The organism is Rhodovulum sp. DZ06, from assembly GCF_050586345.1.
GTDB lineage: Bacteria > Pseudomonadota > Alphaproteobacteria > Rhodobacterales > Rhodobacteraceae > JBOCEF01.
Genome location: NZ_JBOCEF010000018.1, coordinates 1 through 26,412 on the forward strand (window position 1 = coordinate 1; position 26,412 = coordinate 26,412).

General features: G+C 68.4%; 19 protein-coding genes. 10 read left to right on the top strand and 9 right to left on the bottom strand.

Going from position 1 to position 26,412, the window contains the following annotated elements:
• Nucleotides 1-341 precede the first annotated feature (341 nt).
• The 5 genes from ACQ5SO_RS09955 to ACQ5SO_RS09975 are packed head-to-tail and all read left to right on the top strand — an operon-like array spanning nt 342 to nt 8,321.
• The gene (locus ACQ5SO_RS09955; RefSeq protein ID WP_430941445.1) at nt 342-2,633 is read left to right on the top strand and encodes a hypothetical protein; all 2,292 of its coding nucleotides are present in this window, start codon (nt 342-344) and stop codon (nt 2,631-2,633) included.
• A 14-nt stretch (nt 2,634-2,647) separates the two neighbouring features.
• On the top strand, nt 2,648-3,535 hold the full coding sequence (locus ACQ5SO_RS09960) for a hypothetical protein (RefSeq protein ID WP_430941446.1): 888 nt from the start codon (nt 2,648-2,650) through the stop codon (nt 3,533-3,535).
• Nucleotides 3,536-3,548: 13 nt separating this feature from the next.
• On the top strand, nt 3,549-4,835 hold the full coding sequence (locus ACQ5SO_RS09965; RefSeq protein WP_430941447.1) for a BREX system ATP-binding domain-containing protein: 1,287 nt from the start codon (nt 3,549-3,551) through the stop codon (nt 4,833-4,835).
• Nucleotides 4,832-6,295: a BREX system ATP-binding domain-containing protein gene (locus tag ACQ5SO_RS09970; protein ID WP_430941448.1), complete on the top strand. Its 1,464-nt coding sequence runs from the start codon at nt 4,832-4,834 to the stop codon at nt 6,293-6,295. The genes ACQ5SO_RS09965 and ACQ5SO_RS09970 overlap by 4 nt, the downstream gene beginning before the upstream one ends.
• Complete coding sequence (locus ACQ5SO_RS09975; RefSeq protein ID WP_430941449.1) at nt 6,288-8,321, top strand: DEAD/DEAH box helicase; 2,034 nt, start codon at nt 6,288-6,290, stop codon at nt 8,319-8,321. Before ACQ5SO_RS09970 ends, ACQ5SO_RS09975 begins: the two co-directional genes overlap by 8 nt.
• Before the next feature lie 140 nt (nt 8,322-8,461).
• Here the strand turns inward: ACQ5SO_RS09975 and ACQ5SO_RS09980 are convergent, their stop codons facing one another.
• Nucleotides 8,462-11,857 (bottom strand): indolepyruvate ferredoxin oxidoreductase family protein, encoded by a 3,396-nt coding sequence (locus tag ACQ5SO_RS09980; protein WP_430941450.1) that lies wholly within the window; start codon nt 11,855-11,857, stop codon nt 8,462-8,464.
• Nucleotides 11,858-11,966: 109 nt separating this feature from the next.
• Here ACQ5SO_RS09980 and ACQ5SO_RS09985 point away from each other — a divergent pair, with 109 nt between their 5' ends.
• Nucleotides 11,967-12,455 (top strand): Lrp/AsnC family transcriptional regulator, encoded by a 489-nt coding sequence (locus tag ACQ5SO_RS09985; protein ID WP_430941451.1) that lies wholly within the window; start codon nt 11,967-11,969, stop codon nt 12,453-12,455.
• Nucleotides 12,456-12,476: 21 nt separating this feature from the next.
• On the opposite strand, the gene ACQ5SO_RS09990 is transcribed toward ACQ5SO_RS09985, so the two are convergent.
• The 6 genes from ACQ5SO_RS09990 to ACQ5SO_RS10015 all read right to left on the bottom strand — a co-directional run bounded on the left by ACQ5SO_RS09990 (nt 12,477) and on the right by ACQ5SO_RS10015 (nt 19,108).
• Entirely contained in the window at nt 12,477-12,962 is a 486-nt protein-coding gene (locus ACQ5SO_RS09990) for a flavodoxin family protein (protein WP_430941452.1), read from the bottom strand.
• Between the two features lie 56 nt (nt 12,963-13,018).
• A complete protein-coding gene (locus tag ACQ5SO_RS09995; RefSeq protein WP_430941453.1) occupies nt 13,019-14,203 on the bottom strand; it encodes an ABC transporter ATP-binding protein in 1,185 nt (394 codons plus the stop codon).
• Nucleotides 14,200-15,192: a hypothetical protein gene (locus tag ACQ5SO_RS10000; RefSeq protein ID WP_430941454.1), complete on the bottom strand. Its 993-nt coding sequence runs from the start codon at nt 15,190-15,192 to the stop codon at nt 14,200-14,202. The genes ACQ5SO_RS09995 and ACQ5SO_RS10000 overlap by 4 nt, the downstream gene beginning before the upstream one ends.
• A gap of 59 nt (nt 15,193-15,251) precedes the next feature.
• Entirely contained in the window at nt 15,252-15,656 is a 405-nt protein-coding gene (locus ACQ5SO_RS10005; protein ID WP_430941455.1) for a hypothetical protein, read from the bottom strand.
• A gap of 62 nt (nt 15,657-15,718) precedes the next feature.
• Complete coding sequence (locus ACQ5SO_RS10010) at nt 15,719-16,942, bottom strand: dynamin family protein (RefSeq protein WP_430941456.1); 1,224 nt, start codon at nt 16,940-16,942, stop codon at nt 15,719-15,721.
• A gap of 15 nt (nt 16,943-16,957) precedes the next feature.
• On the bottom strand, nt 16,958-19,108 hold the full coding sequence (locus tag ACQ5SO_RS10015) for a dynamin family protein (RefSeq protein WP_430941457.1): 2,151 nt from the start codon (nt 19,106-19,108) through the stop codon (nt 16,958-16,960).
• Nucleotides 19,109-19,329: 221 nt separating this feature from the next.
• Here ACQ5SO_RS10015 and ACQ5SO_RS10020 point away from each other — a divergent pair, with 221 nt between their 5' ends.
• Complete coding sequence (locus tag ACQ5SO_RS10020) at nt 19,330-20,877, top strand: FAD-binding oxidoreductase (RefSeq protein WP_430941458.1); 1,548 nt, start codon at nt 19,330-19,332, stop codon at nt 20,875-20,877.
• Nucleotides 20,853-21,431 carry a protein-tyrosine phosphatase family protein gene (locus ACQ5SO_RS10025; protein WP_430941459.1) on the top strand — a complete coding sequence of 193 codons (579 nt, stop codon included), beginning with the start codon at nt 20,853-20,855 and terminating at the stop codon, nt 21,429-21,431. The genes ACQ5SO_RS10020 and ACQ5SO_RS10025 overlap by 25 nt, the downstream gene beginning before the upstream one ends.
• Here ACQ5SO_RS10025 and ACQ5SO_RS10030 read toward each other — a convergent pair.
• Together ACQ5SO_RS10030 and ACQ5SO_RS10035 are read right to left on the bottom strand one after the other, a co-directional pair.
• Complete coding sequence (locus tag ACQ5SO_RS10030; RefSeq protein WP_430941460.1) at nt 21,428-24,700, bottom strand: efflux RND transporter permease subunit; 3,273 nt, start codon at nt 24,698-24,700, stop codon at nt 21,428-21,430. The two genes, ACQ5SO_RS10025 and ACQ5SO_RS10030, sit on opposite strands and share 4 nt — an antisense overlap.
• Nucleotides 24,701-24,704: 4 nt before the next feature.
• Nucleotides 24,705-25,694, bottom strand: coding sequence for an efflux RND transporter periplasmic adaptor subunit (locus ACQ5SO_RS10035; protein WP_430941461.1), 990 nt, complete (start codon nt 25,692-25,694; stop codon nt 24,705-24,707).
• An 84-nt stretch (nt 25,695-25,778) separates the two neighbouring features.
• Here ACQ5SO_RS10035 and ACQ5SO_RS10040 point away from each other — a divergent pair, with 84 nt between their 5' ends.
• Both ACQ5SO_RS10040 and ACQ5SO_RS10045 read left to right on the top strand, forming a co-directional pair.
• On the top strand, nt 25,779-25,982 hold the full coding sequence (locus tag ACQ5SO_RS10040; protein WP_430941462.1) for a YgaP family membrane protein: 204 nt from the start codon (nt 25,779-25,781) through the stop codon (nt 25,980-25,982).
• Nucleotides 25,975-26,409, top strand: a complete 435-nt coding sequence (locus ACQ5SO_RS10045; protein ID WP_430941463.1) for an ArsR/SmtB family transcription factor — start codon at nt 25,975-25,977, stop codon at nt 26,407-26,409. The genes ACQ5SO_RS10040 and ACQ5SO_RS10045 overlap by 8 nt, the downstream gene beginning before the upstream one ends.
• Nucleotides 26,410-26,412: the final 3 nt, after the last annotated feature.

A 26,412-nucleotide genomic window follows, 5' to 3' on the forward strand; every position in this document is an offset into this window, starting at 1 on the left:
CCGGACAACTATCTCGCAGCCCTGAAGCTCGCATCCATCCGCATTTGGATTGCCGGGATATGAGTCCGCGTCCTAGGGGCGTGTCCGCCGGTCGTCGAGTACAGCGGCGAGCTCCAGGCGCGCGCGGCAGAGGAGCTGGCCCTGCTGCCCGAGGGTTCGGTCATCGCTGAGATGCTGAGCGACTACGCGGTGATGCGGGAGCAGGCTCGTGTCTGCATTGGCGGCTTCAGGTGAACATCGGCCTCGCGCGCGCGCGCTAGAAGGTGGAAGAACCATCATCAGGCTTGCTTGTCAAGAGATATGCAAAACGCATACTCTGATCGGGATTGATGAGGGTGGCCATGAACGCACCGATTGAGCACGATGACTTGAACAAGCGAATTTCGCGCGACCAGGCGAACGCGCTAGCGGCAGTTCGATGCGCGCAGCATGAGTTCGCCCGGTTTCGAGCGCCCGTGCTCTCTGGAAGTGGTCTGCATGGCCCCACCGAACATGATCTGGGCCGTAGGGACTATGCAGATAAGCGTCTCGCTGCCCTCGAAGCGATCATGTCGGACCCATTCCAAGCCATGGTTGAAGTCTACACCGAGGTTGTGGGCGAGCGTGGAGAGATCATCGAAAAAGAGCAACTCTGGTATGCGAACGTTGAGTCTTCAGTGAATGAAGTATTTCGGGATGGGGCTTCCAACATTGCCGTTCTGTCCTGGACGCATCCAGGCATCCAGTTGGCCCTATCCACGGACATCGGCGACTTCCGAGACGTGAAGGCAAGTGGCTTCAAGCTTCTTAGCGTTGAACCTCTAGCAAAAGCGCGCTTCGACGCTGCGCTGCCACAGATATCGGCAGTCTACCAGCCTGGTGGTGCAGTGCGTCCTAAGCGCGCTGTGCAGCCCACGACCGGGTTGAAGGCCGTCAAGCTGGAGATGACGAAGGATCAGGTGCAGGCCTTTGTATCGCGGATGAGCGGCCTCATGATCGTGACTGGCGCACCGGGATCAGGAAAGACGACCGTCGCGTTTCAGCGCATCCGCTTTCTCTTCGATCAGCAGGACCAGCGCGACGACGGAGGTCGGCTGGTGAAGTACGCGCCAGACCTCACACGCGTTTTTCTAGCAAATGAAAATCTGGCTGGTCAGGCCAAGAATCTTCTGAGCAAGCAGCTGGCGATCCCTGCATCTGTCGTTGAAGGCGTTAGCGACTTTTTCAGCAACTATGTCGATCAGGTCTGGCTGTATAAATACAATGCGCGCCCGCGGCAAAAGAGGCTTTCCCAACTGGAGATAGCGGCGAGAAGCGCCATCTTGGGGCTTTCTGATCAGCACGACCTCGTTCGGCTTTGGGAGTTCTACGAGCATCAAGTCGCAGACCGTCTGCCGCATGGAGCGGATGCCAAATGGGCAAGCCTGGCACCAGGTGCAGCGACCCAGCTCGCGACGCTGGCGTCGGCACTCCGGCGATCGGCAGAGACCGCCAATATGGGGCGTGATCCGGCCTCGTCGGCTCTTTCCATGGCAGCGGTGTTCTCAAAGGTGTCGCAGCCATACGCTGATGCGCGCGATCGCATGAACTCGGCCCAGCGTCGTCAGTTTGATGAAGCATTCCAGCAATGGCTGTACTGGGTTTACGACCCGCTGAGCGCCGTCGCGGGCTACTTCGGAGCAAGAGAATCGGAGGCGGCCCACCGGATGCGGCGCGGCACCGGAGGGCGTGTGAACGAAGCTGAAGTCCTCGCCAACGCTCAACGTGAATGGAATGATCGAATCTACGGCCCCGAGGATGTTGCGTGGATCGCCTGGCTTCTTCGCTTTGCTCTGCCGACAGAGTTGGAGCCGCAAGGTCGGTTCAGGGAGCTGCCTTCGGCGCTGGGCCCGGCCACAGTTGACGGTGATCGGTGGACGCACGTCGCCATTGACGAGGCTCAGGACCTTACGGTGGCAGAGGCGTCGCTCCTCGGCTCGCTCGTCGACCCCGACGGCGCACTGACCGTTTCCGCAGATTTCCGGCAAATCGTGAGTCCCGTTCAGGGCATGCGTAACGCCGAAGCGCTTCACATCGGGCGCTCCCTGCGAGGCAAAGGTGCTGAGCAGATCTATCCATTCGCTCGGAACATGCGGCAGAGCAAACAGATAGGTCGCTTCCTGCAGGGCTTCTACGAGGTAGCCTTTCGAGAAAGGCCGACTTTTGACGTGAACAGCTCGCTGGAGGACAAGAAACCCCAGATCATTGTCGCACCGTACCAGGACCATGCTCGCCGTATAAAGCAGCTAGTCGCGGTTCTGCGCCGATCTGATGTGGTATCGAGTATTGCTCTTCTACAGATCAACGAGGATCAGCAGGCGCTGAACGTTCTTCGCGACGAACTGGCAGCCATCGACGTTCCTCTTGCCCCGATTTGGGCCGCATCCGGCGACGGTCTGCTGACGTCCTCGGTCGAGCGCATCAAGGGCCTCGAGTTTGATGCATGCATCGTGCTGGGCTTGGAAGGCGTCGAGAGCGCAGCGCTAAATTTCACTTTGAACCGGGCGTATGTCGCGCTTTCCCGGCCTGCGCGCCGTTTGGCCCTGATCTGCAGTGAATATCCGCCGCTGCTACGCAAAATGGACAAGTCACTCTTTGACGTGACTCAGTCCTGAAAGAAAGAAGAACAATGTCAGACACAGCCGACGCCCAACTCTTCCCAGAACTTGAAAGATACGTTGAGAAGAATGGGCTTCTTGCAAACGCAAAGGGAATTCTTGCAGCGCGCTTGCCGCGTATCCTTGGGCAAGGAAAGACCCGTGCAGAGGGGCTTGATCTCCCTCCAGCTGCAATTGAACGACAGCAAGAGTTGCTTGCCCTGTCGCTACCGGAAGATGCAACGAAGGATCCTGGGGTTCGACGTGAAATGGAGGCAGCTCAAAGGGCTGTCGACGAGCATGCAGACCATATGCGGCATCCGGAGAACCGAAGGCGCTTCGCCCTGCAGGTACTCCGCCAACTCGAAGGGGTGACCACAGGTAACAAAGACAATCACTTCTTTGCTGGCCGTTTTGTCTTGGTGCCAGACAAGAGTGGCTTAAGTTGGTCGTGGTCGATGACGCCACACTACGCCATGATCTCGAAGATTCCGGCGGATGTCGACTACGTAGTAAGAGCCTACGAAGCTTCTGAACGCATCGTCGAGAAGTGGACGATGCCTGTCGATCGTTTTCTGGATCGGCTTTCGCTCGCATGGGGAATGGCGAGACACTTCAACGAAGACGAAAACGTACTGATCGCTGATGTGGCGCGTCTATTCAAGGTTGCCGTGCAGGATGACCGCTTCTGGAACAGCCCGGCGCGAAGAAACTTTGAGGACGTTCCCGAGGCTGTTTTTATTATCAACCTGATAAACTGGCGTCGAAATCGCGATAGCGCATCTGGCCCAAACTTTGAACTTGTGCCTGCAACTCTCAACCAAGCACACGGATCAAAGTCACGGGCCTTTTTCGTTCCCGGAAATACCGAAGGCACCATCGTGCGACCGATGATCTATATCCGGCGCGTGGGAAAATAATAGGGGTGACACGATGACCATTGCCATATCGAAGATCGATGCTCGGCGCTTGATCCAGAAGCTTCTGAATGCCCCGATCGCACCCGGGCGCGACTCCTATTTCATCAATGCTGGCACTGAACCAATTATTGACGCACTCGATCAGAACTATTTCCGCGGTGATCTCGCTGAAGGCATTGGCTGCTTCAAGTACCTCGAGGGCGATTACGGAAGCGGAAAAACGCAGTTCATTAACAGTCTCGCTCAGCGAGCCTCCGAGAACGACGTCGTAACTGCCCTCGTAACCGTCGGCGCCGAGTGCCCGTTTAATTCCCCGGCTGCCATCTTCCGCGCCATCATGGAGTCGTTCCAGCCGCCGGCTGACGCCGATACCGGAGACGCAAAGGGTATCGAGATCCTGATCGACAGTTGGGTCAGTACACGAATTCGGCAACTTGGCGCTGAGCCAGGTGACGATGTCCCTGATCTGGTCCAGCGGCAGATTGAGGAGCAACTCGGCGGTCTGTGGAAGGGAGCGCCGGATACGCAGATGGCCTCGGCGTTGACGGCGCTGAGCAAGCGTCTCCTGAAAACCAACTGCGGTGCCACAGAAGCGGTGGCAGATAGCGAACTGATCTCATGGATCAGGGGCGACAACGTCCGCTCGACGGGGCTGAAGGCGCTAGGCCTCTTCGAACCGGTACGAGATGATAACGCCTTCCGGCGCCTGAAGACGGTCATCGCGTTCCTTCGTACGCGGATGGCCTATCGCGGATTTCTGATCGCGTTCGATGAAGGAACCCGCACGTCTTCCTTTAGACGCGGGTCTGCCAAGCAGAAGCAAGCCATCGAGAACCTCCTCACAATGATCAACCAGAATGCCGAAGGCGAGTTTGGCGGCGTGATGTTTTTGTACGCTGCGACACCCGACTTTCGATCAGAGGTGATCAGTACATATCGAGCGCTCCAGGATCGCATCGGGACGGTCGCATTTTCGCGTGGGAGTCCGCTGGTACCCCTGATCAACATCGAAGAAGCCAACTCTGAGAATGTCATCTTTCAGATTGGCGACCGACTTCTCGCGGTTTTTGCCAAAGCATACGATATCGAATGGGATGAGGGTCTGCAGAAGTCGAACATGAAGGCTGTTGTCGAGGCGCAGAAGGATCGCCTCTTCGAGACGCCCAAGCCGCGCTTCTTCGTCTACCAGTACTGTCGCTTCTTGAACAACCAACGCGAGGCCCAACGCGCAATCAGCAACGAGCAGGCTAGCGACTTTGTGAACGACAACGAACCTCCTCTGGAGGGGGAGGACGCGTGATCAAGCCTGGCGATCAAGTTGAGCACGAGGAATTCGGCATCGGCCAAGTTCTCGCTCTGCTCGGCGAGACGGCTACCGTTGAGTTCTTCGGAGAAACGTTCGATGTCGAGGTTGGAGAACTGCTGCATCGTCCGAACGGCAGTAGTCCGGTCATAAACTCGGCGCCAGTACGAGAAGGCACCGACTTGGCCTTCAGGCAATCGTTCGAGGCGGTCAATCTGGGCGTGGTGCCATCGAACCCCGACCAACTGATCAAGCTGACGATAGGTGGGGACCAAATCTCGTCCAATGTGCGCAGCATCCTTCATGATGCTCCTCGCAGCGGCGCGTCTCGTATCTTCATGGGTTACTATGGCTCAGGAAAATCCCACCACCTGAGGCTTGTGAGAGCTATCGCGCTGCGTGAGGGGTGGGTGACGGCATCGATCGAGCTTGACCCAAAAGCTGCCGATCCGGCCAAGCCGTTCTCGGTCTACCAAGAACTTATCACAGGCCTAGAGTTCCCGATGCGCAGCGATGGCAGCCGGAACGAGGACTTCTTCGATCTCATCAAGGAGATTCGAGATAAGTGGATGGACGTGCGGTCGCTGAAGTATCTGAAGGCATCGCAGTGGTTTGGGAACGGCATCGAAGCGCTGCAGTTTCTTGCGCATCGCCGCGACGACCCTGAGTATGTCTCGGCGGTCAACTGGCTGGCCGGACAGGTCAAGCTCATCAGTGCAATACGGAAGGTCACGTGGCGGGAGGGCTACCGGGGGAAGATCCCGACGATGCCACAGACCAAAGACACCGGACTCATCTATGCGTTTCACCTGGTCGTTCTGCACGAAGTGCTGAAGGAGTTAGGATATCGGGGCTTGGCCTTGATCATCGATGAAGCGGAGCACGTCAGGACTTATTCAATCAATCGGTACCTTCGGGCGAACAATTTCTTCGATGTGCTAGCGCGATGTGCGCATCCCCCTCGAAAGGACCTTCAGGATCCAAATTGTGATTACGACATGACGGGAGTTCCGCCGTTCTGGCGAGAAGGCCCGCACTTCGGTTTGTTCGTCGGCTTGACGGAGGGTGAAGACACGCAGGACCTGAAACGAAAGGCCGGCGAGATGAGCGTGCTCATTCACTCGCCGGATGAGGTCGTCCACCTCGCTCCACCGAGTGCTGCTGACTACGAGGCATGGGCAATCCGGTTCTTGACCGAGGCATCAAGCCACCTTGGGCCAAAAGTCGACTTGCTTTCGGATCCGGACTTGTGCGCGCAGATTGCTGCTGTCCTGAGGGAGCGGTTCGAGCAGATACCAGACACCGAGAAGTCGCTTCGGAACTGGACGAAGATGGCCGGTCTTCCGGCCGCGGTGCTGCTGAGCCAGTCAGTGGCCGTAGGGCACAATGAGCTACTCGCGATCATTGATGACGCGGCCAAGCAAATTTCAGGGGAGGTGATGCCCTGGGATGAGTAACAGCCGAGCCGACCTGGCGCGTATGATGCCGGACGCCTTTCCGATCTTCTTCGCCGGACGGCAGCCATATCCGGGCCAAGCGTCCGTTATGCCGGAGATCGTTCGTGGTCAAAACGTGCTGTTCGCCGCGCCGACAGCTTCTGGCAAGACGGAAGCGGCCGTCGCGCCGCTCTATCAGCGGCATGTAAGTTTCCGACGCGGGGCTTTGTCCACGATCTACGTGGCGCCGACCAAGGCGCTCGTGAATGACCTCTACGAGCGCCTGGTCACCTACTTGGGCATCAAGCACCCCGGGACGATCGCTCGCTACACTGGCGACCGCCATGAGTACTCACGCGCAGAAGGGGCCTTCTGCGTCGTGGTGACCCCGGAGGCGCTCGACTCCCTGCAGCTTAGGCACCCGGAACTTCTGCATTCGGTGCGATCGGTGGTAGTGGACGAAATTCATCTGCTCCATGGCCAGGCGCGCGGCCAGCAACTGCGGCACGTGATCTCTCGTATCCGGAGTGCGGCCAAGCGGCCACGGTCTCCTCGGGACAACTTTCAGATCGTTGGAATGACCGCGACGCTGGACGACATGCCGGCAGTTGCGACGCTCTGGCTCGGCGAAGACGCGAAGGTATTGTCTCATGGCTCGCCGCGCGAAATCGATCTGGAGCTCGTCGATGTCGTCGTAGAGGAGCCCGGACAAGCAGATCGGGCTAAGGCCCGGCAGCTCGCCCGGTGGCTCGAGAGGGCGGGCGCTGAGAAAGTGCTTGTCTTCACTAATTCCCGCAATGGTGCGCACGCCATGGCGGCGCATCTTCACGAGGAGCTCTCCGGCACCCGGTGGCCGGTTCATCTCCATTTTGGGGCCTTGCCTGCCGGTCAGCGGGAGCGCGTAGAGGAACAGATGCGAAGCGATCGATTTGGCGTCTGTGTGACCACGTCGACGTTGGAGATCGGGATCGACATCGGAGACGTTGATACCGTCGTACTCGCCGACATGCCGCGAAGCGTTAACGGCTTCCTACAGCGGATAGGTCGCGGAAACCGTCGAACTGGGACCTGCAGAGTGGTCGGATTCCGGAGCTCAGACGACGACGAACAGCTAATGCAGGCGTTGCTGGACTGTGGTCGCCGTGGAGACCTTGACGACGTGTATGAGTACGACCGCCCGTCAGTTCGGTTTCAGCAGGTACTTAGCCTTGCCTGGCGCGCAACTCGTGAGGACCGCTCCCTAACGGAGAAGCACTTGGCTGCCGAAGCCGGAACAGCCGAGCACACTCGGGTCGTGCATGACATGCTGGCAACGGGCTGTCTCGTGAATTTGCGCGGGGCCCTTGTGCCGTCTGATCGGCTGATCGATGAGGGAGATGCGGGGCGGATCCATACCGTCATCGCCGGCGCGGTCAGTAGCTCCGTCGTCGATATCCGCACTGGCGACACAGCATTCCGTGACGCGGACGCAGCGACCACAGGTGGCGCCCTGTTCCACGCCGGTGCAATGCGACGGCTACTGGCGGGAGGCGATGGGGCGGCTTACCTCGGAGATAATGCCAAAAAGTCTCACCCGCTCGCCAAGATCAAGGCTACTGGGCCTGGTCTACCAACGAGCCGTAGCATCATATGGGCGCTGGCACGTCTCAATGGGTATGATCCGGCTCGTTGGCAATTGAACGGGGGAACGCTTTTGACTTGGGGTGGGCAGACACTGAATGCTCTGCTTGCTGCAGTTTTTCGAAGGTCAGCTCCTGACCGAAACTTCTCTCCGAGCCCAACCGCAGTTTCCGGAGACATCTTCGCGATCGATCTGTCGATTGAATCTATCCGGGACTTGGCCAAGGGTATCGAGACGGCAAACGATCTCCCCCTTTCCGTCGCTTCGAAGTTCGTCGGCCCAAGCCGCTTCATCGGGGAGCTTTCAGATGCGCTTGTGGCAGAGGAGAAGCGACGTGCAGTCCCGTGGGCGCTCTTGCATCGCTGGCTTGACCGGGTCGAAGGCATCGACCTCGAAGGATCATTGCCCATGGAAAAGCGGAAATGAGTGCAGGTACTCTGACGCTGCGTACCAGGAATTTTCAATTGTTATATAAAACAAAGGCTTAGACTGGAGAAGGTTGGATATCAGGCCCATCCCCTCCGCCACCCGCGCGTCGCAGGCGACGCCCCCCCCGACCGCGCCCCTCAGCGCGCCGCCCGGACCTCCTCCAGCGCCCGTTTCGCCGCCTCCATCTTCACCGGGCCGAAGCCGCGCACCTCCAGCGGCAGGGCCAGGAGCCGCGCCGCCTCCCCCGCATCATCCGCCGTCATCGCGTCCGAGAGCCGCCCCAACAGCGCCCGGTAGTCCGCGATCAGCGCCCGCTCCAGCCGCCGCTCTTCCGTCCGCCCGAACGGGTCCAGCGCCGTGCCGCGCAGCCGCTTCATCCGCGCCAGAACCCGGAACACGGGCTGCACCCAGGGCCCGAAGCCGCGCTTCTTCGGCCGCCCGCGCGCGTCCCGGCCCGGCAGCATCGGCGGGGCGAGGTGGTGGACCACCTTGAACTCGCCCTCGAACCGATCCTTCAACCCCTCGACGAAGCCGGTCTGGGTGTGCAGCCGCGCGACCTCGTATTCATCCTTGCAGGACATCAGCTTGAACAGCCCCGCCACCGCCGCCTCGGTCACCGCCCCGGGGGCGCCGCAGGCGCGGGTCTCGGCCGCCTGCACGCGGGCGATCCCGGCGCGATACGCCTCGGCCCAGGCGGCGTCCTGGTACTCCGCCAGGAAGGCCGCGCGCCGGGCGATCTTCTCCTCCAGCGTCTGCACCGGGGCCGCGGTCACGCCCGCCGCCGCCTCGACCCCCGCGCGGTCGATCACCGCCAGCCGCCCCCAGGCGAAGGCGCGCCGGTTGGCCTCGGGCTTCACCCCGTTCAGCTCGATGGCCCGCATCAGCGCCTCTTCCGAGACCGGCGCCAGCCCCGCCTGCCAGGCCGCGCCCAGCATCATCACGTTGGCGAAGACCGTGTCGCCCAGCAGCGCCTCGGACAGCGCGTTGGCGTCGAGCGTATTCAGCGCCCCCGCGACGCCCTCAAGCGCCGCCAGCCGGTCCTGGACAGCCAGGTCCGCGTCGCGGCGCTGCACCAGGTCGCCGGTGGGCATGGCGGCGGTGTTCACCACCCCGCGCGTGCCCTTGTGCAGCGTCTGCGACGCCTTGGGCGAGGCGCTGACCACCACGTCGCAGCCGATCAGCGCGTCGGCCGAGGCGGGCTCGACCCGCACCTGGTTCACCGCGCCCTCGTCCCGCGCCATGCGGATGTAAGAGATCACCGGCCCGAATTTCTGCGCGAAGCCCATGAAGTCGAGCACCGAGACGCCCTTGCCCTCGAGGTTCGCGGCCATGGCGATCAGCTGGCCCACCGTCACCACGCCGGTGCCGCCGACGCCGGTCACCACGATGTCCCAGGGCTCGGCCAGGTCCGGCAGGACGGGCGCGGTCAGCCTGGCCGAGAGGCGCGTGAAGGCCGCTTCCCCAGCCCCTTCGCGCTTCTTCAGGGCCCCGCCCTCGACCGTCACGAAGCTGGGGCAGAAGCCGTTGAGGCAGGTGAAATCCTTGTTGCAGGTCGAGAGGTTGATGCGCCGCTTGCGGCCGAATTCCGTCTCCAGCGGCTCGACGCTGAGGCAGTTGGACTGGACCGAGCAATCGCCGCAGCCCTCGCAGACCAGGGGGTTGATGACCGCGAAACGCTTCGGGTCCTCCATCTTGCCCCGCTTGCGCAGGCGGCGTTTCTCGGTGGCGCAGGTCTGCTGGTAGATCAGGACCGTGGTCCCCGGGATCTCGCGCAGCTCGCGCTGCACGCGGTCGAGCGCCTCGCGCCCATGGGCCTCCACCCCCGCGACGCGCGGCAGGTCCTCGGGCCGGTCGCTGACCATCACCACCCGCTTCGCGCCCTCGGCCAGCGCCGATTTCGCGATCGCCTCGACGCTGATCGGCCCGTCCACGTGCTGGCCGCCGGTCATCGCCACCGCGTCGTTGAACAGGATCTTGAAGGTGATGTTGGTCCCCGCCGCGATGGCCTGGCGGATGGCGAGGGAGCCCGAGTGGTAATAGGTCCCCTCGCCGAGGTTCTGGAACACGTGCCGATCGCCGTTGAACCGCGCGCGGGAGACCCAGTTGACCCCCTCGCCCCCCATCTGGATCAGCGAGGTGGTGTTGCGGTTCATCCAGGACGCCATGAAGTGGCAGCCGATCCCGGCGAAGGCCTGGCTCCCCTCGGGCACCTTGGTGGAGGTGTTATGCGGGCAGCCCGAGCAGAAATAGGGGGTGCGCGCGGCGCCGGAGACCTCGATGGGATGCGGCGCCGGGGCGGCCTGCGCCGCCGCCTCCTCAAGCTCCGCGATCCCGTTGCGCGCCAGCCGGGCTGCGATGATGCGGGCCAGCATCAGCGGCCCCAGCTCCTGCGTCCAGGGGATCAGCCGCGCGCCGGTCTCATCCCGCTTGCCGACCATCCGGCGCGGTTTGCCGCCGGGGAAGTCGTAGAAATACTCCTTCAGCTGGCTCTCGATGATGCCGCGCTTCTCCTCGACCACCAGCAGCTCGTCCTTGCCCTGGGCGAAGGCCAGCGCCCCCTCGTGCTCCAGCGGCCAGACCATGCCCACCTTGTAGAGGTCGATCCCGAGCGCCGCCGCCCGATCCCGGTCGATCCCCAGCAGCCGCAGCGCCTCCAGCACGTCGAGATGCGCCTTGCCGGTGGTGACGATGCCGAAGCGCGCGGCGTGGCCCCACTCGGCCCGGTCGATGGGATTGGCCCGGGCGAAGGCCATGACGGCGTTCTTCTTGTGCTCCAGCCGCGCCTCGATCTGCGGGCCCGGCAGGTCGGGCCAGCGGTAATGCAGCCCGTCCGCGGGGGGCGTGTAATCGGGCGAAGCGAAGGCGCGGTCGGGCTGGATGTCGAAGGACATGCCCGATTCCACCGTCTCGGAGATCGCCTTGAACCCGACCCACATCCCCGAGAACCGCGACAGCGCGTAGCCCCATTCGGCGAAGGGCAGGAACTCGGCCACGTCAGCCGGGTTCACCACCGGCATGAAGAAGTTCATGAAGGCCACGTCGGACTGGTGGGACATGGAGGAGGACACGCAGCCATGGTCGTCCCCCGCCACCACCAGAACGCCGCCGTTGGGCGAGGCGCCGTAGGCGTTGCCGTGCTTCAGGGCGTCCCCCGCCCGGTCCACCCCCGGCCCCTTGCCGTACCAGAGGCCGAACACCGCCCGGCAGGTCTTGTGCGGGTCCGTCTCCACCTGCTGCGTCCCGATCATCTGGGTGGCGCCGAACTCCTCGTTCACCGCGGGCAGGAAATCGACCCCCGCCGCCTCCAGCACCTTCGCATTCCGCCCGGCCTCGAGGTCGATCCCCCCGACCGGCGAGCCGCGATAGCCCGAGATGTAGCCGCGCGTGTCCAGCCCCCGCGCCCTGTCCCGCCGCGCCTGGTCGAGCGCGATGCGCAGGATCGCCTGCGTGCCGGTCATGAACACCCGCCCCGAGGTCTTCGTGTAGCGGTCGGACAGGGCGTAGTCGCGCAGGATCGGGGTCTGGTCGGTCATGGGGGGTCCTCCTTGTCCCCATTCTGCGCCCGCGCGGCTGAAAAGGGCTTTCAACCTGCGCCGCGTCGCGGCAAATTTTGATCAAATGCAATCAATAGGGGCTGGGGACATGAGCGGATCGGATCACCTGACGCAGATCGAGGCGACGCTGCTGTCGATCCTGCAGCGCGACGCCTCGGCGGGCGCGGCGGAGATGGCCGAGGCCGCCGGCGCCTCGCCCGCCACCGTCTGGCGGCGCATCCGCGCGCTCGAGGAGAGGGGCGTGATCGGCCCGCCGGTGCGCCTCGTGGACCCGGCCAGGGTGGGACGCGGCACGGACGTGTTCTGCCAGGTGCGGATGAAATCCCAGGACGCCGCCGCGCGGGCGGCGTTCCAGCGGGCGGTGGACGCGGAACCGGCGATCCTCGAGGCCTATTCCATGACCGGCGACTGGGATTACCTGTTGCACATGGTCGTCCGCGACATCGCAGATTTCGAAGGCATCCTGATGCGCGGATTGCTGGAGCTGGACTGCGTTGCGGGCACCTCGACCCTCTTCGCCCTGCGCCGGATCAAGCACAGCAGCGTGGTGCCCCCGGGCGTTCCCGCTTCGGACTGAGCGCGTGGGGCCGGGGCCCCCTCAGAACGCCCCCATGGCGAGGCCGGCGCCCAGCGCGGCCCCCAGCTCGCGGCACCGCGACAGGTCCGCTTCCGGGATCACCTTCTCGGCCAGGATCGCCTCCGGCGTCTGCGCATGGGTGCAGACGATCAGCGCCGGCTGCACCTCGCGCAGCCGCCAGCCGGCGGCGATGCGGGCGGCCTGCCGCGCCGCGTTCTCCCCGTCCGACCCGGCGCAGACCATCTGGGCGTAGGGCCGCCCCTCGATCCGCCCCAGCACGGGGTAATAGCTGCGGTCGAAGAAATCCTTCATCACCCCGGCGATGGCGGCGAGGTTCTCGGGCGCGCAGAACAGGTACCCGTCCGCGGCCAGCAGATCCTCCGGCCCCGCCTCGGCGGCGGTCTTCAGGACCGTCTCCACCTCCGCGCCCGCGGCCTCGGCGGCGGCCTCGGCCATCTGGCGGCTGCCGCCGGTCTTCGAATGGTAGACGACGAGAAGCCGGGCCATGCATGTCCTCCCTGCGGCGCGTTCCGCCCAAGGAGGCCGCCCCGGGGCGGGCGATGTCAACCGCCGCCGCCGTCCATCGACAGCTCGAGGTCGATGTCCCAGAACAGCTGCTCCAGCCGCATGCCGAAGAACAGGCCCGGCATCTTCCGGCGGGCGATGCGCGCCGCCTCGTCCGGGCCGAAGCCGCAGAGCACCAGGAAGCCGCCGAGGATCGCCGCGGCCCCCTCGGGCGCGCCGCCGGGGACCAGCGCGATGCGCCCGCCCGCGGCCAGGATCGCCTCGATCCGGCGGCACAGCGCCAGCACCGGCGCCGCGCCGCCATCCGCCGGGCGGGCCGCCTCGGGCCAGGGCATGGGCGCCGACGCGCCCGCCGGGTCCGCCAGCGCCGCGCCGTCGGGGCCGAGCGACAGAAGGTGCATCCCCGCCGTGGCCCCGCGCCCGCCCGCGCCCTCGCCCGTCCCCGCGGCCAGCGCGAAGCGGTCCGGCAGGATCCAGGCCAGCGCCGCGCCGGGGCGGGCGGGCGAGGTGTCGAACCCCTCGGGCGACGGGCGCAGCTCGGGCGCAAGGTGGCCCGTGGGGGTCCCGGGCCCGGCCAGCGGCAGCCCGCCGGTGCGCAGGAAATGGGTCACCTCGGGCCCCGCGCCGGGGCCGAAGAACGCCGCCGCGGGCAGCTGCGCCAGGATCCGCCCCCCGGCGCAGAGCGCGGCATGGGTGCAATGCGCCGCCACCTCGGCCGCGTTGTGCGACACCACGATCACCGCGCCCACGGCGCTGCGGGCGCGCAGGGCCTGCATCACCAGCGCCCCGTCGGCGGCCGCAAGCCCCGCCGTCGGCTCGTCGATGCACAGCACCGCGTCCGAGCCGCCGGCGACGCGGGCGATCTCCTCGATCCGCGCCAGCGCCTGCGCGTGCGAGGCCGCCGGGTCCGTCGCCGCCTCGCGCACCTTCTGCGCGATGAAGAGCGGCCGGCCCCGGCGGTCGTTCTGCGGGGCGACGTAGCGCAGCCGCTCCCAGGACAGCTCCAGCCCCGGCGGGATGGTCTGCGCAAGGCACTTGATCAGGGTGGACTTGCCGCAGCCCATCGGCCCCATCAGCCCCAGCAGCGCGCCGCGCGGCAGGTCGAGGTCGAGCCCCTCGAGGATCCGCTTGTCGCCCGCGCGCACGTTGAAGCCGCGGACCGAGAGGACGGCCTCGGCGGCGCCCGAAGCGGGGGCCGCGCCGGTGAAGACCTCGTCCCTCATGCGTCCGGATCCGCGGCCCTGTCCCAGGCCTTGACGACGAGGCCGAGACGCGCGCCCGGAAGCTCCGCCACCTCGGCGCCGGTCTCGTCCAGCGCGGCGAAGAGGGCGGCGTCCGAGACCCCGCCGGGCGAGAGCACGACGAGCATTTCCCGCCCCAGCGCGTCGGCGAGGGCGGCGCGGAAGGCGAGCAGCCCCGGCAGCGCGTCGGGCGGCAGCATCCCGGCCCCGAATTCGGGCGGGTGGCGCAGCACGCGGGTCCCGTCGGCGGACAGGCGGCGCGCGAACCGCCCCGGGCGGCCCGGCGCGGGCGGCGCGGCGGGTTCGGGCGGCGCGGCGGGTTCGGCGCCAGGCGCGGGCGCGGAGGCCGCGGCGGGTTCGGGCCGCGGCGCCGGGTCGGGCGCAGGCGCGGCCTCGGGCATCGGGTCGGGCGCCGCCTCTGCCATCCGGTCGGGCGCCGCCCCGGGCGCAGGGTCCGGCAGGACGACCGGCTCCGGCGCGGACATGGCGCCGGGCTCGGGCTCCGGCTCCAGCTCCGGCTCCGGCTCCGGCTCCGACGAGGGCGCCTCCACCAGCTCCAGCGGCGCGGGCGCAAGCCCGTCGGCCAGGATGTCGGCCAGCATCCCGGGCGCGGCGCCCGGCCCCTCGGGCGCGGCCTCCAGCGCCTGGTACCGGACCTCCATCGGCGCCCCGGCCAGCAGGGCGGCGAGGGCGTCGCGGAATGCATCGGGTGCGGGAACCGGCCCCGCGGTGCAATCGACCTCCACCGGGTCCGCGCCCGGCAGCCGGACCTGGGCGCCGTACAGCATCCCGCCGGCCGCGATCAGTTCCATGTCGCCGTCCGGGCCCGACAGCAGGATCCGCCGGGCGGCGTACGAGCCGCGCAGCTCGGCCGCGATCCGCTCCAGCCGCGCGGGCGCATCGCCCGGGATCGACCAGTCCGAGCCCCCGCGCTTGCGGGGGCGAAGCATCTGGCGCAACGTCGTGAACACGTGGCCGCCTCCCTTGAAAGCATCCCGGCCGCGCGGGGGACGCGCGGCCGGGACGCGGGTCAGACCGCGTCGGTCACCTTGTCGAGCGCCATGCGGGACTTGGCCAGGACCATGCCCACGTTCGCGCTCTTGCGGCAGACGAAGCAGACCACGTGGTCCTGGTACTTCTTGGTGCGCATGAAAACGTGCAGAAGGTTGTCGGAGAACACGAGGAACTCCTGGAAATAATGCGCGTCGTTGGCGTTGTTGCCGCGGGACCGCTTGAAGGCGTCTTCGATATGCGTGACCGTCGCGCCCTGGAACATGTCGGCGGTCGCCGCGGCGACCATGTCGAGAATTTCCTGCGGATGCGAATCGAGGGTCTTCACCGACAGAATCATGCCGGTGGTCATATCGACATAGGCCCCGGCGACGCATTCCGGGATGTTCTTCATGGCGTCGCTGATGGTGTCGTCAAGTGACATGGGTACGCTTCCCTTGTAAAAGCTTGCACTATGAGGGGGGTCAAGACGGCGTCGACGTGCGATCAACGCGCCTGTCTCGCGGCGGATGTCAGGTCTTCTTCCATCTGCAGCGAAATTTCGGCCAGCGCCGCGGCGGCGCCGGGCGCCTGCGCGGCCAGCGCGGCCCGGTAGGGGGAAACGAGGCCGCGCACCGCCGCGGGCAGGTCCCAGCGCGCGTCCAGCTCCTCGAGAAAGCCCGAGAGGCAGGCCGCGAGCGCCTCGGCCTGCGCCGGGGCGGCGTCCGCGCCGGCCAGGCCGCCGCGCTCCATCTCCACCACCAGCCGGTCGAGCATCTGGCGCAGGCGCAGCGCGGGGGGGCGCGGCGCCGGGGCGCGGGTCAGCGGCGGGTGGGCGCGCCCGGCGGCGGTGGCAGACCCGGCGCCCGACGCCGATCCCGACGGGGGCGCGGCAGGCGCCCGGCGGGTCAGCGCCGGTTCCGACGCGCGCGAGGCTGCCGGGGCCTTCGCGGCGGCCTTCGCGGGGGCCGCGGGTTCCGCCGCCCCCTGCCCCGCGGCGCGCGGCGCGGGCGGATTGCGCACCGCGTCGATGGCCCGGCGCAGGTCGTCCCCGCCCGAGGCCGCCCGCGCCGCGGACCCGGCGGCCAGCGTCTCGCGGCTGCTGTCGACCATCACGAAATAGGCGAAATTGTCGGCGGCCACCGTCTCCAGCCGCTCCAGCACCCGTTCCATCGCCGCCTGGTCGGGCAGCAGGTCCTGGCGCGTGACGGCGAGGATCGCCGTGCGCCCGTCGCCCGGGGGCAGCCCCTCCATCACCGTGCTCTCGGTCAGCGTCCAGGCCCGCTGGGCCATGGTGCACCAGACCAGCGCGTCGGCATCGGCGATCAGCGCCAGCCGCGCGTCGAAATCGGGCTGATCGAGGGTGATCGACACCTCGCGCAGCACCACCCCGGGCTCGAGATCCGACACCAGGTCGACCTCGATCGCGTCGGCCCCCGGCGGCGGTGCGGCGAAGATCTCGGCCGCGTCGCCCTCGGCCAGCACCACGCCCCCGGCCAGCGCCCGCGCGCCCTCGGTCTCGGCCCGGCGCAGGGTGACGGGCGGAAGATGCGTGTCCTCGGCGCTGCGCGGCAGCACGGGCCGGTCCAGCAGCAGGTCGATGACCGAGGATTTCCCGGCGTTGAACTCCCCCGCCACCACGATGGTGAAGGGCCGCGCGGGGCCCCCGGGCGCGCGCGACAGCACCGGCTCGGCGCGGTGCAGCGGAGAGGCGGACGGCTTGAGCATCATGGCGGCCCTCTGGGATCAGACGCCGTGGCCCGCGCGCTCGGGCGCGGGTTCCGGCAGGGCGGGTTCGGGCAGCGTGCGCGCCAGCCCGATGCAGGCGCTCTCGATCAGGGAAATCCGCTCGCGCAGCCGCTCGGCCCGGCGCGCGCGCTCCTCCACCAACCGGGCCATCGCGGCGTCGTCGAGCCCGCCGGACACGAAGCTGCCGTCGCGCTCCAGCTCGTCGATCTCGGCCTCGATCAACCACTTGGCATGGTCGAGCAGCGCATAAAGCCGGTCGGTCGCGGCGGCGTTGCGCGCCGCCAGCGCCTCTTCCACGCCGCCTTCCAGCGCCCCCAGGGCGGGCTGCATCTCGGCCCGGATCACCTCGGCGATGCGCGCCACCGCCTCGTCCTCGGGGATCCGGCGGCTTTTCCAGAACTTCCAGCCGCGCGCGGCGCCCAGCTCCACCTCCACCAGGTTGGACCGCGGCGCGAAGCCGGGCAGGACGTCCCCGTTCGGCAGCCCCTGCAGGATCCGGTTCACCGGCAGCCCCCCGACCGAGGCCGAGAGCGTGTCGTCGAGGTCGCGCGCATAGCTCTCCAGCAGCCGGTCCAGCTCGTGCCGCCCGGCGCGGTAGCTCTCCAGCACGTGGGTGCGGGCCTTTTCCTGCAGGGCGAGCGTGTCGAATTTCCACGCCGACCCGGCGCCGTCGGCGGCCAGCGCGGCGCGGAAGCCCGCGGTCTGCTCCTCGATGAACCCGTCGAGCGCGATGCCGATGGCGCGCATCACCCCGTCCGAGGTCTGGGCGCAGGCCTCGCGCAGGCGCACCCGGCATTCCTTCGCGGCCCCGGCGAGGCTGCGCGTCAGCGCCGCCAGCTCCGACAGCCGCGCCGCGATGCGCGCCGTCTCCGCCTCGGCCAGCCCCGCCGCGTCGCCCGCCTGCAGCGCGGCCTCGTCGGCGGCCAGCTTCTCCTGCATCGCCTGGCGCAGGAACTCGAGCCCCCCGAGCCCGTCCGACACCGCCTCGGCCACCACGTCCGCGGTCTTGCCGTCATGGCCGAGCCGCGTCAGCTCGCGCGCCAGCGCGGCGAGGCCCGAAACCTCGAGCAGCATCTCCCGCGCATCGCCCATGTCCGCGACGCCCATCATCCGCGCATAGGCGGCGCAGACCGGGTCGGCGACCGCCGCGGCCACCTCGGCGTCCGTGCCCGCCACCGCGACATGCGCCCAGTGGGCGCTGCCCGCCAGCAGGATGTCGCCATGCTGGCCGATCTCCTGCGTCAGCCGCCCCGACAGCGACGCCAGCAGCCGCGGCGCATCCGCCGCCGGGTCGTCCAGCTCGTCGATCCGGTTGACGAACACGATCACCGTCTGCCGCTGGTGGTGCGAGAGCATCTTCAGGAGCGCGATGTCGGCCGGGTTCAGCACCTGGTGGGCCGAAAGGGTCACCACGAAGATGTCCGCCAGCCGGAAGCTCGAGGTCGTGATCTCGTCGCGCACCAGGAACGGGTCGTTGATGCCGGGCGTGTCCGAGATCGTCGTCGGCACCTGGAACGGCCCGGGATCGAGATGGATCTCCGCGCTCTTGCAGATGCCCGAGAACCGCCCCGCCCCGGCGCCGTCCACCGCGTCGCGCCGCACGTGCCCGGCGGAGACGTAGCGTTCCAGCACCTCCGGGGTGACGGTGTTGAACCTGTGGGTCTTGCCCAGCAGCAGGCGGTACATCTCGCCCAGCCGGGCGCGGGCCTTGTCCTGCATCTCGACGATCTGGCGGGCCAGCACCTCGGACTGGAACCCCGGCAGGTACCGCTCCGCCAGCTTGCGGCTTTCCGAGCCGCCCTCCAGCATCCGCGCCCATTCCTGTTCCGAGAAGAACTCGAACTCGCCCGACAGGTGCGTGCGCCCCGGCTTGCCGAAATGCAGGTTGGTGATGACGGCCGTCCAGGGATTGACCTCGGTCGGCAGGAAGTCTTCGAGCCCGGTCATCGCGTTGATGAGCGAGCTCTTGCCCGCCTTCACCTGCCCGACGACCGAGATCCGCAGCGACGCCTGCCCGGCCTGTTCCAGGATCCGGTGGAAGACCGGCTGCGCCTCGGGCAGGTCGAGCGCCTCGAACTCCGAGACGGTGGCGCGCAGATGCTCCAGGGCGGCGGCCGAAGCGGCTCCGATGGCGGGCGGACGGGTCATGTACGCAGGTCCCCGAATATACGAAAAGGCGAATGAGACGTGCCAACTTGTCTTACAGGTAGCGCAGCACGTCCAAAAAGCTGAGCCATGGCCCAACTGATTCAACTTCTGTACGATACCTAAATCGGAATCCAAGAAGAAGACTTGATCTAGATCATGTCGCCCGCCCTCCCGCACTGGCAGTCCGTGTGGGATGAGTTTCGCGTAGAAAGAGTGCGTAGATGAACGACATGCCGCAGGCGCTCGCGCGCCCCGCCGTCAGCTTCGAGGGCCGCGCGTATGAGCTCGCCCCCGGGGAGACCGCCCTCTCCGCCCTGCTGCGCGGCGGGGCCGACGCGCCCCATTCATGCCGCCGCGGCGCCTGCCGGTGCTGCATGCTCGAGGCCGAGTCGGGCGACCCGGGCCCGGGCGCCCGCCGCGGGCTGACCGAGCAGATGATCGACCGCGGCGCCTTCCTGCCCTGCCTGTGCACCGAGCCCGTCGCGCTGACCGCCCGCCGCCCGGACATGACCCGCTACCTCACCCGCGCGATGCTGGCCGAACGCATCGCCCTGCCCGGCGACGCGTACCTCCTGCGGCTCGAGACCGAGACGGTGATCGACTGGCGCGCGGGCCAGGCCATCGCCATCCGCGGGCCGGGCGGGGACCTCCGCTCCTACTCCCTCCTCTCCCGCCCCGAGGATTACTTCGTCGAGCTGATCGTGCGCCGCTATCCCGGCGGCGCGGTCAGCCCCTGGCTGTGCGAAGCGCTCCCCGAGGGCGACACGCTCGAGTTCACCGGCCCCCACGGCGCCTTCTTCCATGGCGAGGTCGCGCCCGGCGCGCCGCTGCTGATCGTCGGCGCGGGGACCGGCGCCGGGGCGGCCTTCGGCATCGCCCGCGACGCGCTCGGGCGCGGCCATGCCGGGCCGGTGACGCTCGCCCTCGGCGCCCGCACCGAAGCGGCGCAACTGCTCACCGATGAAACCGACGCGCTGGCCGCCGACCACCCCAACCTCTCCGTCCTGCGCGCCGCCTCGCGCGAGGGGGACCGGCGGCGCATCACCGCGGCGGCCTTCGACGGCGCCGACCTTGCGGGCGCCGAGGTCTATCTCTGCGGTCCCCCCGACATGGTCGAGGCCGGGCGCATCGCCGCCCTCCGGCAGGGCGCCGCCCTCGCCGCCATCCACGCCGACCCGTTCCTGGCGCCCGAGCCCTACACCCCGCGCGACGCGGAGAAGATCGCCTCCGTCCCCGCGGACCCCGAGCTCTGGGCCGCGCTGGACGAGGGCCCCGGCCTCGCCGCCATCCTCGACGCCTTCTACACGCGCGCGCTGGCCGATCCGCGCCTCGCGCCCTTCTTCCACAAGATCACCAAGCAGCGGCTGGTCGAAAAGCAGCACGCCTTCCTGCGCGACCTGATGACCGGGCGCTCGGACTTTTTCGGCGAACGCCCGTTCAACGCCCATCACTGGATGATCATCTCGGACGAGAACTTCGACCACCGCGAGGCGCTGTTCTTCGAGGTCGTGCGCGCCCACGGCCTTCCCGCCCCCCTGGTCGCCCGCTGGCAGGCCCTGCACGAGCTGTTCCGGCGCGAGATCGTCAAGGACGCGCCCCGGGGCCAGTGGCTCGACGGGCGGGAGGTCGACCGCGGCGGCCACGCGGAAGAGGTGGCGCCCATCGACATGGTCTGCGACGGTTGCGGCGAGGAAGTGCTGACCGGGGAGAAGGTGCGCACCCACCTGCGCACCGGAGAGCTGTGGTGCGCGCACTGCGCGGGGCTGTGAAGATGGACGACATGACGTTGCCGGCGGTGAACGCCGTTTCGGCCTATCGCGGGCCGCGGGGCTTTCACTGGTTCGCGCCGGGCCTGCTGGGCGGCGCCGGGCGCCCCGGGCTGCTCGGCCCGGTGGAGCGGGACCTCGAGGCGCTGCAGCGCGTCGGGACCGGCCTTCTCGTCAGCCTGACCGAGGAATGGGCCCCCGACCCCGCGCTGATGGCCGAGTACGGGATCGAGAGCCTGCACCTGCCGATCACCGACCGCCACGCCCCCGATCCGGGCGCCGCGCGGGACTGCTGCGACCAGGCGGCCGAATGGATCGCCGCCGCCCGGCCCGTGGTCTATCACTGCCGCGCGGGCAAGGGGCGCACCGGCACCCTGATCGCCGCGCAGCTGATCCATGCAGGGCTGCCCCCCGAGGAGGCCGTGGCCCGCACCCGCGCCGCCAATTCCACCTGGATCGAGAACGACGTGCAGCTGCAGATGGTGCTCGGCGCCGCCGAAGCGCTGACCGCCCCGGCGGCGCAGACCGCCCTCGTCCGCCGCCTGCTGGAGCTCTAGGCCCCCTGCGCCTCCCTGCCCCCGCGCATCATCCAGTAGATCGCCGGGATCACCAGCAGCGTCAGCGCGGTGGAGCTCGCCAGCCCGAAGAGCAGCGAGATCGCCAGCCCCTGGAAGATCGGGTCGAGCAGGATGAACGCCGCACCGACCATCGCCGTGATCGCGGTCAGGAAGATCGGCAGGAACCGCACCGCCCCCGCCTCCAGCAGCGCCTCTTTCAGGGGGCGCCCCGCGTCCCGCTCGTGCCGGATGAAATCCACCAGCAGGATCGAGTTGCGCACGATGATCCCCGCAAGGCTGATGAACCCGATCATCGAGGTCGCGGTGAAGGGCGCGTCCAGCGCAAGGTGCCCCAGCGTGATCCCGATCAGGGTCAGCGGGATCGGCGTCATGATCACCAGCGGCAGCGTGAAGCTGCGGAACTGCGCGACGATCAGCAGATAGATCCCCACCAGCGCCGCGCCGAAGGCCGCGCCCATGTCGCGGAAGGTCACGAAGGTCACCTCCCACTCGCCATCCCACAGAAGGGTCGGCGCGGCCTCGTCCTTCGGCTGGCCGTAATAGCCGATGACCGGCGCCGGAAGATCGCCCCAGTCATGGGCCGCCACCGCCTCCTCGACCGCCAGCATGCCGTAGATCGGGGCCTCGAACCGGCCCGCAAGCTCGGCCGTCACCATCTCCAGCGGGATGCCGTTCTTGCGGAACACCGGCCAGGAGGCGCGCTCGGTGGTCACCTCCAGCACGTCGCCCAGCTCGGCGTTGCCGGCGCCGATCCCCGCCGGGCCGCGGGCGGCGACGGGGGTGGACAGCAGCGCCTCGGTCACCACGTGGCGGCTCTCGTCCAGCCGCAGCGCGATGGGGATCGGGTCGGTCCCGCCGCCGCGCTGGGAATAGCCGACGACCTGGCCGCGGAACAGCAGCTCCAGCGTGTCATAGACCGCCTGCTGCTCGACCCCGTGGAAATCGAGCCGCGCCTGGTCGATCGACAGCCGCAGCCGCTCGGGCGGACGGCCGTAGCTGTCATCCACGTCGACCACGAAATCGACCGAGCGGAACAGCGCCTGCACCTCGTCCGCCACCGCGCGGCGGGTCTCGGCGTCCGGCCCGTAGATCTCGGCCAGCAGGGTGGCGAGCACCGGCGGCCCCGGCGGCACCTCCACCACCTTCACCGCCGTCCCTTCCGGCAGGTCCGCCGCCGCCAGCCGCGCGCGGACCTCGAGCGCGACGGCGTGGCTCTGGCGCGCGCGGTGTTCGGCGGGCACGAGGTTGAGCTGCAGGTCCCCCTGCTCGCGCCCCTCGCGGACGTAGTAATGGCGCACCAGCCCGTTGAAGGTGAAGGGGGCCGAGGCGCCGGCATAGGCCTGGACGCTGCGCAGCTCGGGCAGGTCCGAGACGGCGGCGGTCATGGCGAAGAGGGCGCGCTCGGTGTCCTCCAGCGTCGCGCCCTCGGGCAGGTCGACCACCACCTGCAGCTCCGACTTGTCGTCGAAGGGCAGCAGCTTGACCGTCACGTCGCGGGTGTAGAACAGCGTGCAGGCGGCGATTGTGGCGGCGGCGACGACCAGCAGGAACGCCCCCGACCGCGCGCGCGAGGCCAGGATGGGACGCGCCGCGGCCTTGTAGATCCGCGCCATGCGCCCGTCCTGCCCGTGGCCGTCCCCGCTTCCGTCCGGCGCGACCGCCCCGGCTTTCGCCGGCCGCGCCCGTTCCAGCCGCAGCAGGATCCAGGGCGCGAAGATCACCGCCACGAAGAAGCTCAGGATCATCGCCGAGGACGCGTTGGCGGGAATGGGGCTCATGTACGGGCCCATCAGCCCCGACACGAACAGCATCGGCAGCAGCGCCGTGACGATGGTCAGCGTGGCGATGATGGTGGGGTTGCCCACCTCGGCCACCCCGCGCAGGGCCACGTCCACGCGGTCCCCCTCCGGGTCCAGCCGCCAGTGGCGGGCGATGTTCTCCACCACCACGATGGCGTCGTCCACCAGGATGCCGATCGAGAAGATCAGCGCGAACAGCGACACCCGGTTGATGGTGAAGCCCATGGCGTAGGAGGCGGCGAAGGTCAGCAGGATCGTCGCCGGGATGATGACCAGCGTCACCACCCCCTCCTTCCAGCCGATGAACAGCACGATGATCGCCACGATGGTCGCCGTGGCCCCGACGAGGTGCGAGAGCAGCTCGTCCGACTTGCGCTGCGCCGTCTCGCCGTAATTGCGCGCGATCTCGACCGACAGGTCCTCGGGCAGCAGGGCGCCGCGCAGGCTTTCCAGCCGCGCCAGCGCCTCCTCCGCCACGTCGACGGCGTTCGACCCCTCGCGCTTGGCCAGCGCGATGGAGACGGCGGGCCGCGGCGCCGCCTCGCCCGCCGCGAAGGTCCAGGCCCGCGCGGCGCTGTCCGCCGGGGCGACGCGGATCCGCGCCACGTCCTTGACGTAGACCGGCCGCCCGTCGCGGGTGGTCACCACCAGCAGCCCGAGATCCGGCTGCCCCACAAGCGTCTGCCCCGACAGAAGATCGCGCGAGGCGCCCCCGTCCCGCACCTGCCCCAGCAGCTCGGAGCGGTTGGCGTTGCGCACCTTCTCGGCCAGCTGTTCCAGCGTCACGCCATAGAGCGACAGCGCCGCCGGGTCCGGCTCCACCCTGATCTCGTGATCCGCGGCGCCGACGACATAGGACCGGCCCACGTCCGGCGTTTTCGCCAGCTCGTCCAGCAGCGCGCCCGCGACGTCGCCGAGATTGGCGCGGTTCCAGCGCGCCGCGGCCTCCGGCGCCAGCCCCTCGCGCGGGGCCAGCGTCAGCACCAGGATCGCCACGTCGTTGATCCCCCGCCCGACGATCAGCGGCTCGGGGATGCCCACCGGAAGCTGGTCCATGTTGGCCCGCGTCTCGGTATGCACCCGCAGCACCGCGTCGTCCTCGGGGGTGCCGACGAAGAACCGCGCCGTCGCCATCACCCGGTCGTCGAGCGTCTGGGTATAGACGTGTTCGACATCCGGCAGGCGGCGCAGCAGCCGCTCCAGCGGCTTGGTCACCAGCTCCACCGCGTCATCCGCGGCCAGCCCGTCGGCGGCGACGAAGACGTCGACCATGGGGGCGGAGATCTGCGGCTCTTCCTCTCGCGGCAGCAGCGACAGCGCGGCGGCCCCGAGCGCGAAGGCGGCGAGCAGCAGCAGCGGCGCGATGGGCGAGTTGATGAAGGCGCGGGCGATGCCCCCGGCGATGCCGAGGGGAATGTCGCGGCGGGGGCCTCCCGTGGGATCGGACATCGGATCAGCTCCCGCACTGCAGGGCGTCGCCCGGCTTCAGACCGGCGAGGATCTCGACCCCGCCATCCACCGGAACCCCGGGCTGCACCACCACCTCGGCGCCGCTGCCGAGCCGCGCGAAGGTGACGCCGTGGCGGCGTTCCAGGCACTCGGCGCGCGCGACGATGGCCGGGCGCCGCCCGGTGGCGACGTCGAGGCGCACCCGCTCGCCCACGAAGTAATCCCCCAGCCCCTCGGCCGCGATGTCCACCACCACGCGCCCGGCCTCGAGCGCGGGATAGACCTTGGCGATGCGGCCCTCGCGGCTCTCGCCCCCGGTCAGCATCCCGCGGGCGGTGATCCGCACCCCGTCCCCGACGGCGAGGAACGCGGCATGGCGTTCGGGCAGGCGGGCGCGCAGCACGAAATCCTCGGCCGCGATCTCGGCCACGACCTCGCCGGGCTGCACCGCCATGCCCTGCACCATGGGCGCCGCGATCACCCGCCCCGCCTCGGGGGCCAGCACCGCGCCCTCGTCCGCGCGGGCGGCGAGGGCGGCGCGCTCGGCCTTCCGCGCGGCGATGGTTTGCGTGACGAACTCCAGCTGCGTGCGCGCCTGGTCGAGGGCTGCGGTCGGGACCGCCCCCCGCTCGCGCAGCTGCTCGGCGCGGTCCAGGTCGATCCGCGCCTGCGCCAGCTGCGCCTCGAGCGCGCGCACCGCGGCGTCGAGGGCGGCGAGCTCCAGCGCGATCTTCGGGTCCTCGACCAGCGCGATCCGCTGGCCGGTCGCCACCGCGTCGCCCTCGGAGACCGTGAGCATGGTCAGCGTTCCGGCGATGCGGGTGCGGGCGGCGGCGCGCTTCACGCTCTCCACCTGGCCGAAGACGGGGCGCCAGTCGGCGACCTCGGTCAGGCGCACCGTCTCGGCCGCGGCGGGGGCGGCGTCGGGGGCGGCGATGGCCAGCCCGAGCGCCAGCGCTGCGGCGCGGGCGGGGCCCTCGAGAAAACGTGACATGGCGGACTCCCATTTACGTATGGCATTTCTTATATATGAGCATATGCTAAATTAGCAATCGCTCATGGAACAGGAGATTCTCCCATGAACATCGACCGGATCGTGCTGGCCTTCGCGGGCGTCGTGGTGCTGGCGGGCCTTGCGCTGGGCACGCTGGCGACCCCCTGGGGCTACGCGCTGTCGGCCTTCGTCGGGCTGAACCTGCTGCAGTCCGCCTTCACCGGGTTCTGCCCGCTGGCGATCATCCTCAAGAAACTGCAGGTGCGCCCGGGGCCGGCGTTTGACTGACAGGCCGGACGCCGACGCCGCGCCCGACACGACCCCCGCCCCCGACACGCCCCCCGCCCCCGACACGACCCCCGCTCCCGACACGACCCCCGCCCCCGTCTCCGCCGACATCTCTCCCGGCGCGATGGAGGCGGCGGCGGGCCGGGCGGCGCGGCTGATGCGGCTGATGGGGCATGACGGGCGGCTGATGATCCTCTGCCACCTGGCGGGGGGCGAGAAGACCGTGTCGGCGCTGACCGCCCGCCTGGCGCTCAGCCAGTCGGCGCTGTCCCAGCACCTGGCGCGGCTGCGGGCCGACGGGCTGGTCACCGCCCGACGCGACGGGCCGCGGGTGCATTACGGCCTCGCCTCGCCCGAGGCGGCGGCGGTGCTCGAAGCCCTGCAGGCGCTCTATTGCGGCGGCGAGGCGCCGGGCCGCCCGGCCTGACGC

Coding starts and splice junctions, on each gene's coding strand:
- ACQ5SO_RS10035 (WP_430941461.1), bottom strand. CDS start 25,694: ATGTCACGTTTTCTCGAGGGCCCCGCCCGCGCCGCAGCGCTGGCGCTC.
- ACQ5SO_RS09995 (WP_430941453.1), bottom strand. CDS start 14,203: ATGAGGGACGAGGTCTTCACCGGCGCGGCCCCCGCTTCGGGCGCCGCC.
- ACQ5SO_RS09985 (WP_430941451.1), top strand. CDS start 11,967: ATGAGCGGATCGGATCACCTGACGCAGATCGAGGCGACGCTGCTGTCG.
- ACQ5SO_RS09955 (WP_430941445.1), top strand. CDS start 342: ATGAACGCACCGATTGAGCACGATGACTTGAACAAGCGAATTTCGCGC.
- ACQ5SO_RS09960 (WP_430941446.1), top strand. CDS start 2,648: ATGTCAGACACAGCCGACGCCCAACTCTTCCCAGAACTTGAAAGATAC.
- ACQ5SO_RS10040 (WP_430941462.1), top strand. CDS start 25,779: ATGAACATCGACCGGATCGTGCTGGCCTTCGCGGGCGTCGTGGTGCTG.
- ACQ5SO_RS10010 (WP_430941456.1), bottom strand. CDS start 16,942: ATGATGCTCAAGCCGTCCGCCTCTCCGCTGCACCGCGCCGAGCCGGTG.
- ACQ5SO_RS09975 (WP_430941449.1), top strand. CDS start 6,288: ATGAGTAACAGCCGAGCCGACCTGGCGCGTATGATGCCGGACGCCTTT.
- ACQ5SO_RS10015 (WP_430941457.1), bottom strand. CDS start 19,108: ATGACCCGTCCGCCCGCCATCGGAGCCGCTTCGGCCGCCGCCCTGGAG.
- ACQ5SO_RS09980 (WP_430941450.1), bottom strand. CDS start 11,857: ATGACCGACCAGACCCCGATCCTGCGCGACTACGCCCTGTCCGACCGC.
- ACQ5SO_RS10030 (WP_430941460.1), bottom strand. CDS start 24,700: ATGTCCGATCCCACGGGAGGCCCCCGCCGCGACATTCCCCTCGGCATC.
- ACQ5SO_RS10005 (WP_430941455.1), bottom strand. CDS start 15,656: ATGTCACTTGACGACACCATCAGCGACGCCATGAAGAACATCCCGGAA.
- ACQ5SO_RS10020 (WP_430941458.1), top strand. CDS start 19,330: ATGAACGACATGCCGCAGGCGCTCGCGCGCCCCGCCGTCAGCTTCGAG.
- ACQ5SO_RS09965 (WP_430941447.1), top strand. CDS start 3,549: ATGACCATTGCCATATCGAAGATCGATGCTCGGCGCTTGATCCAGAAG.
- ACQ5SO_RS09990 (WP_430941452.1), bottom strand. CDS start 12,962: ATGGCCCGGCTTCTCGTCGTCTACCATTCGAAGACCGGCGGCAGCCGC.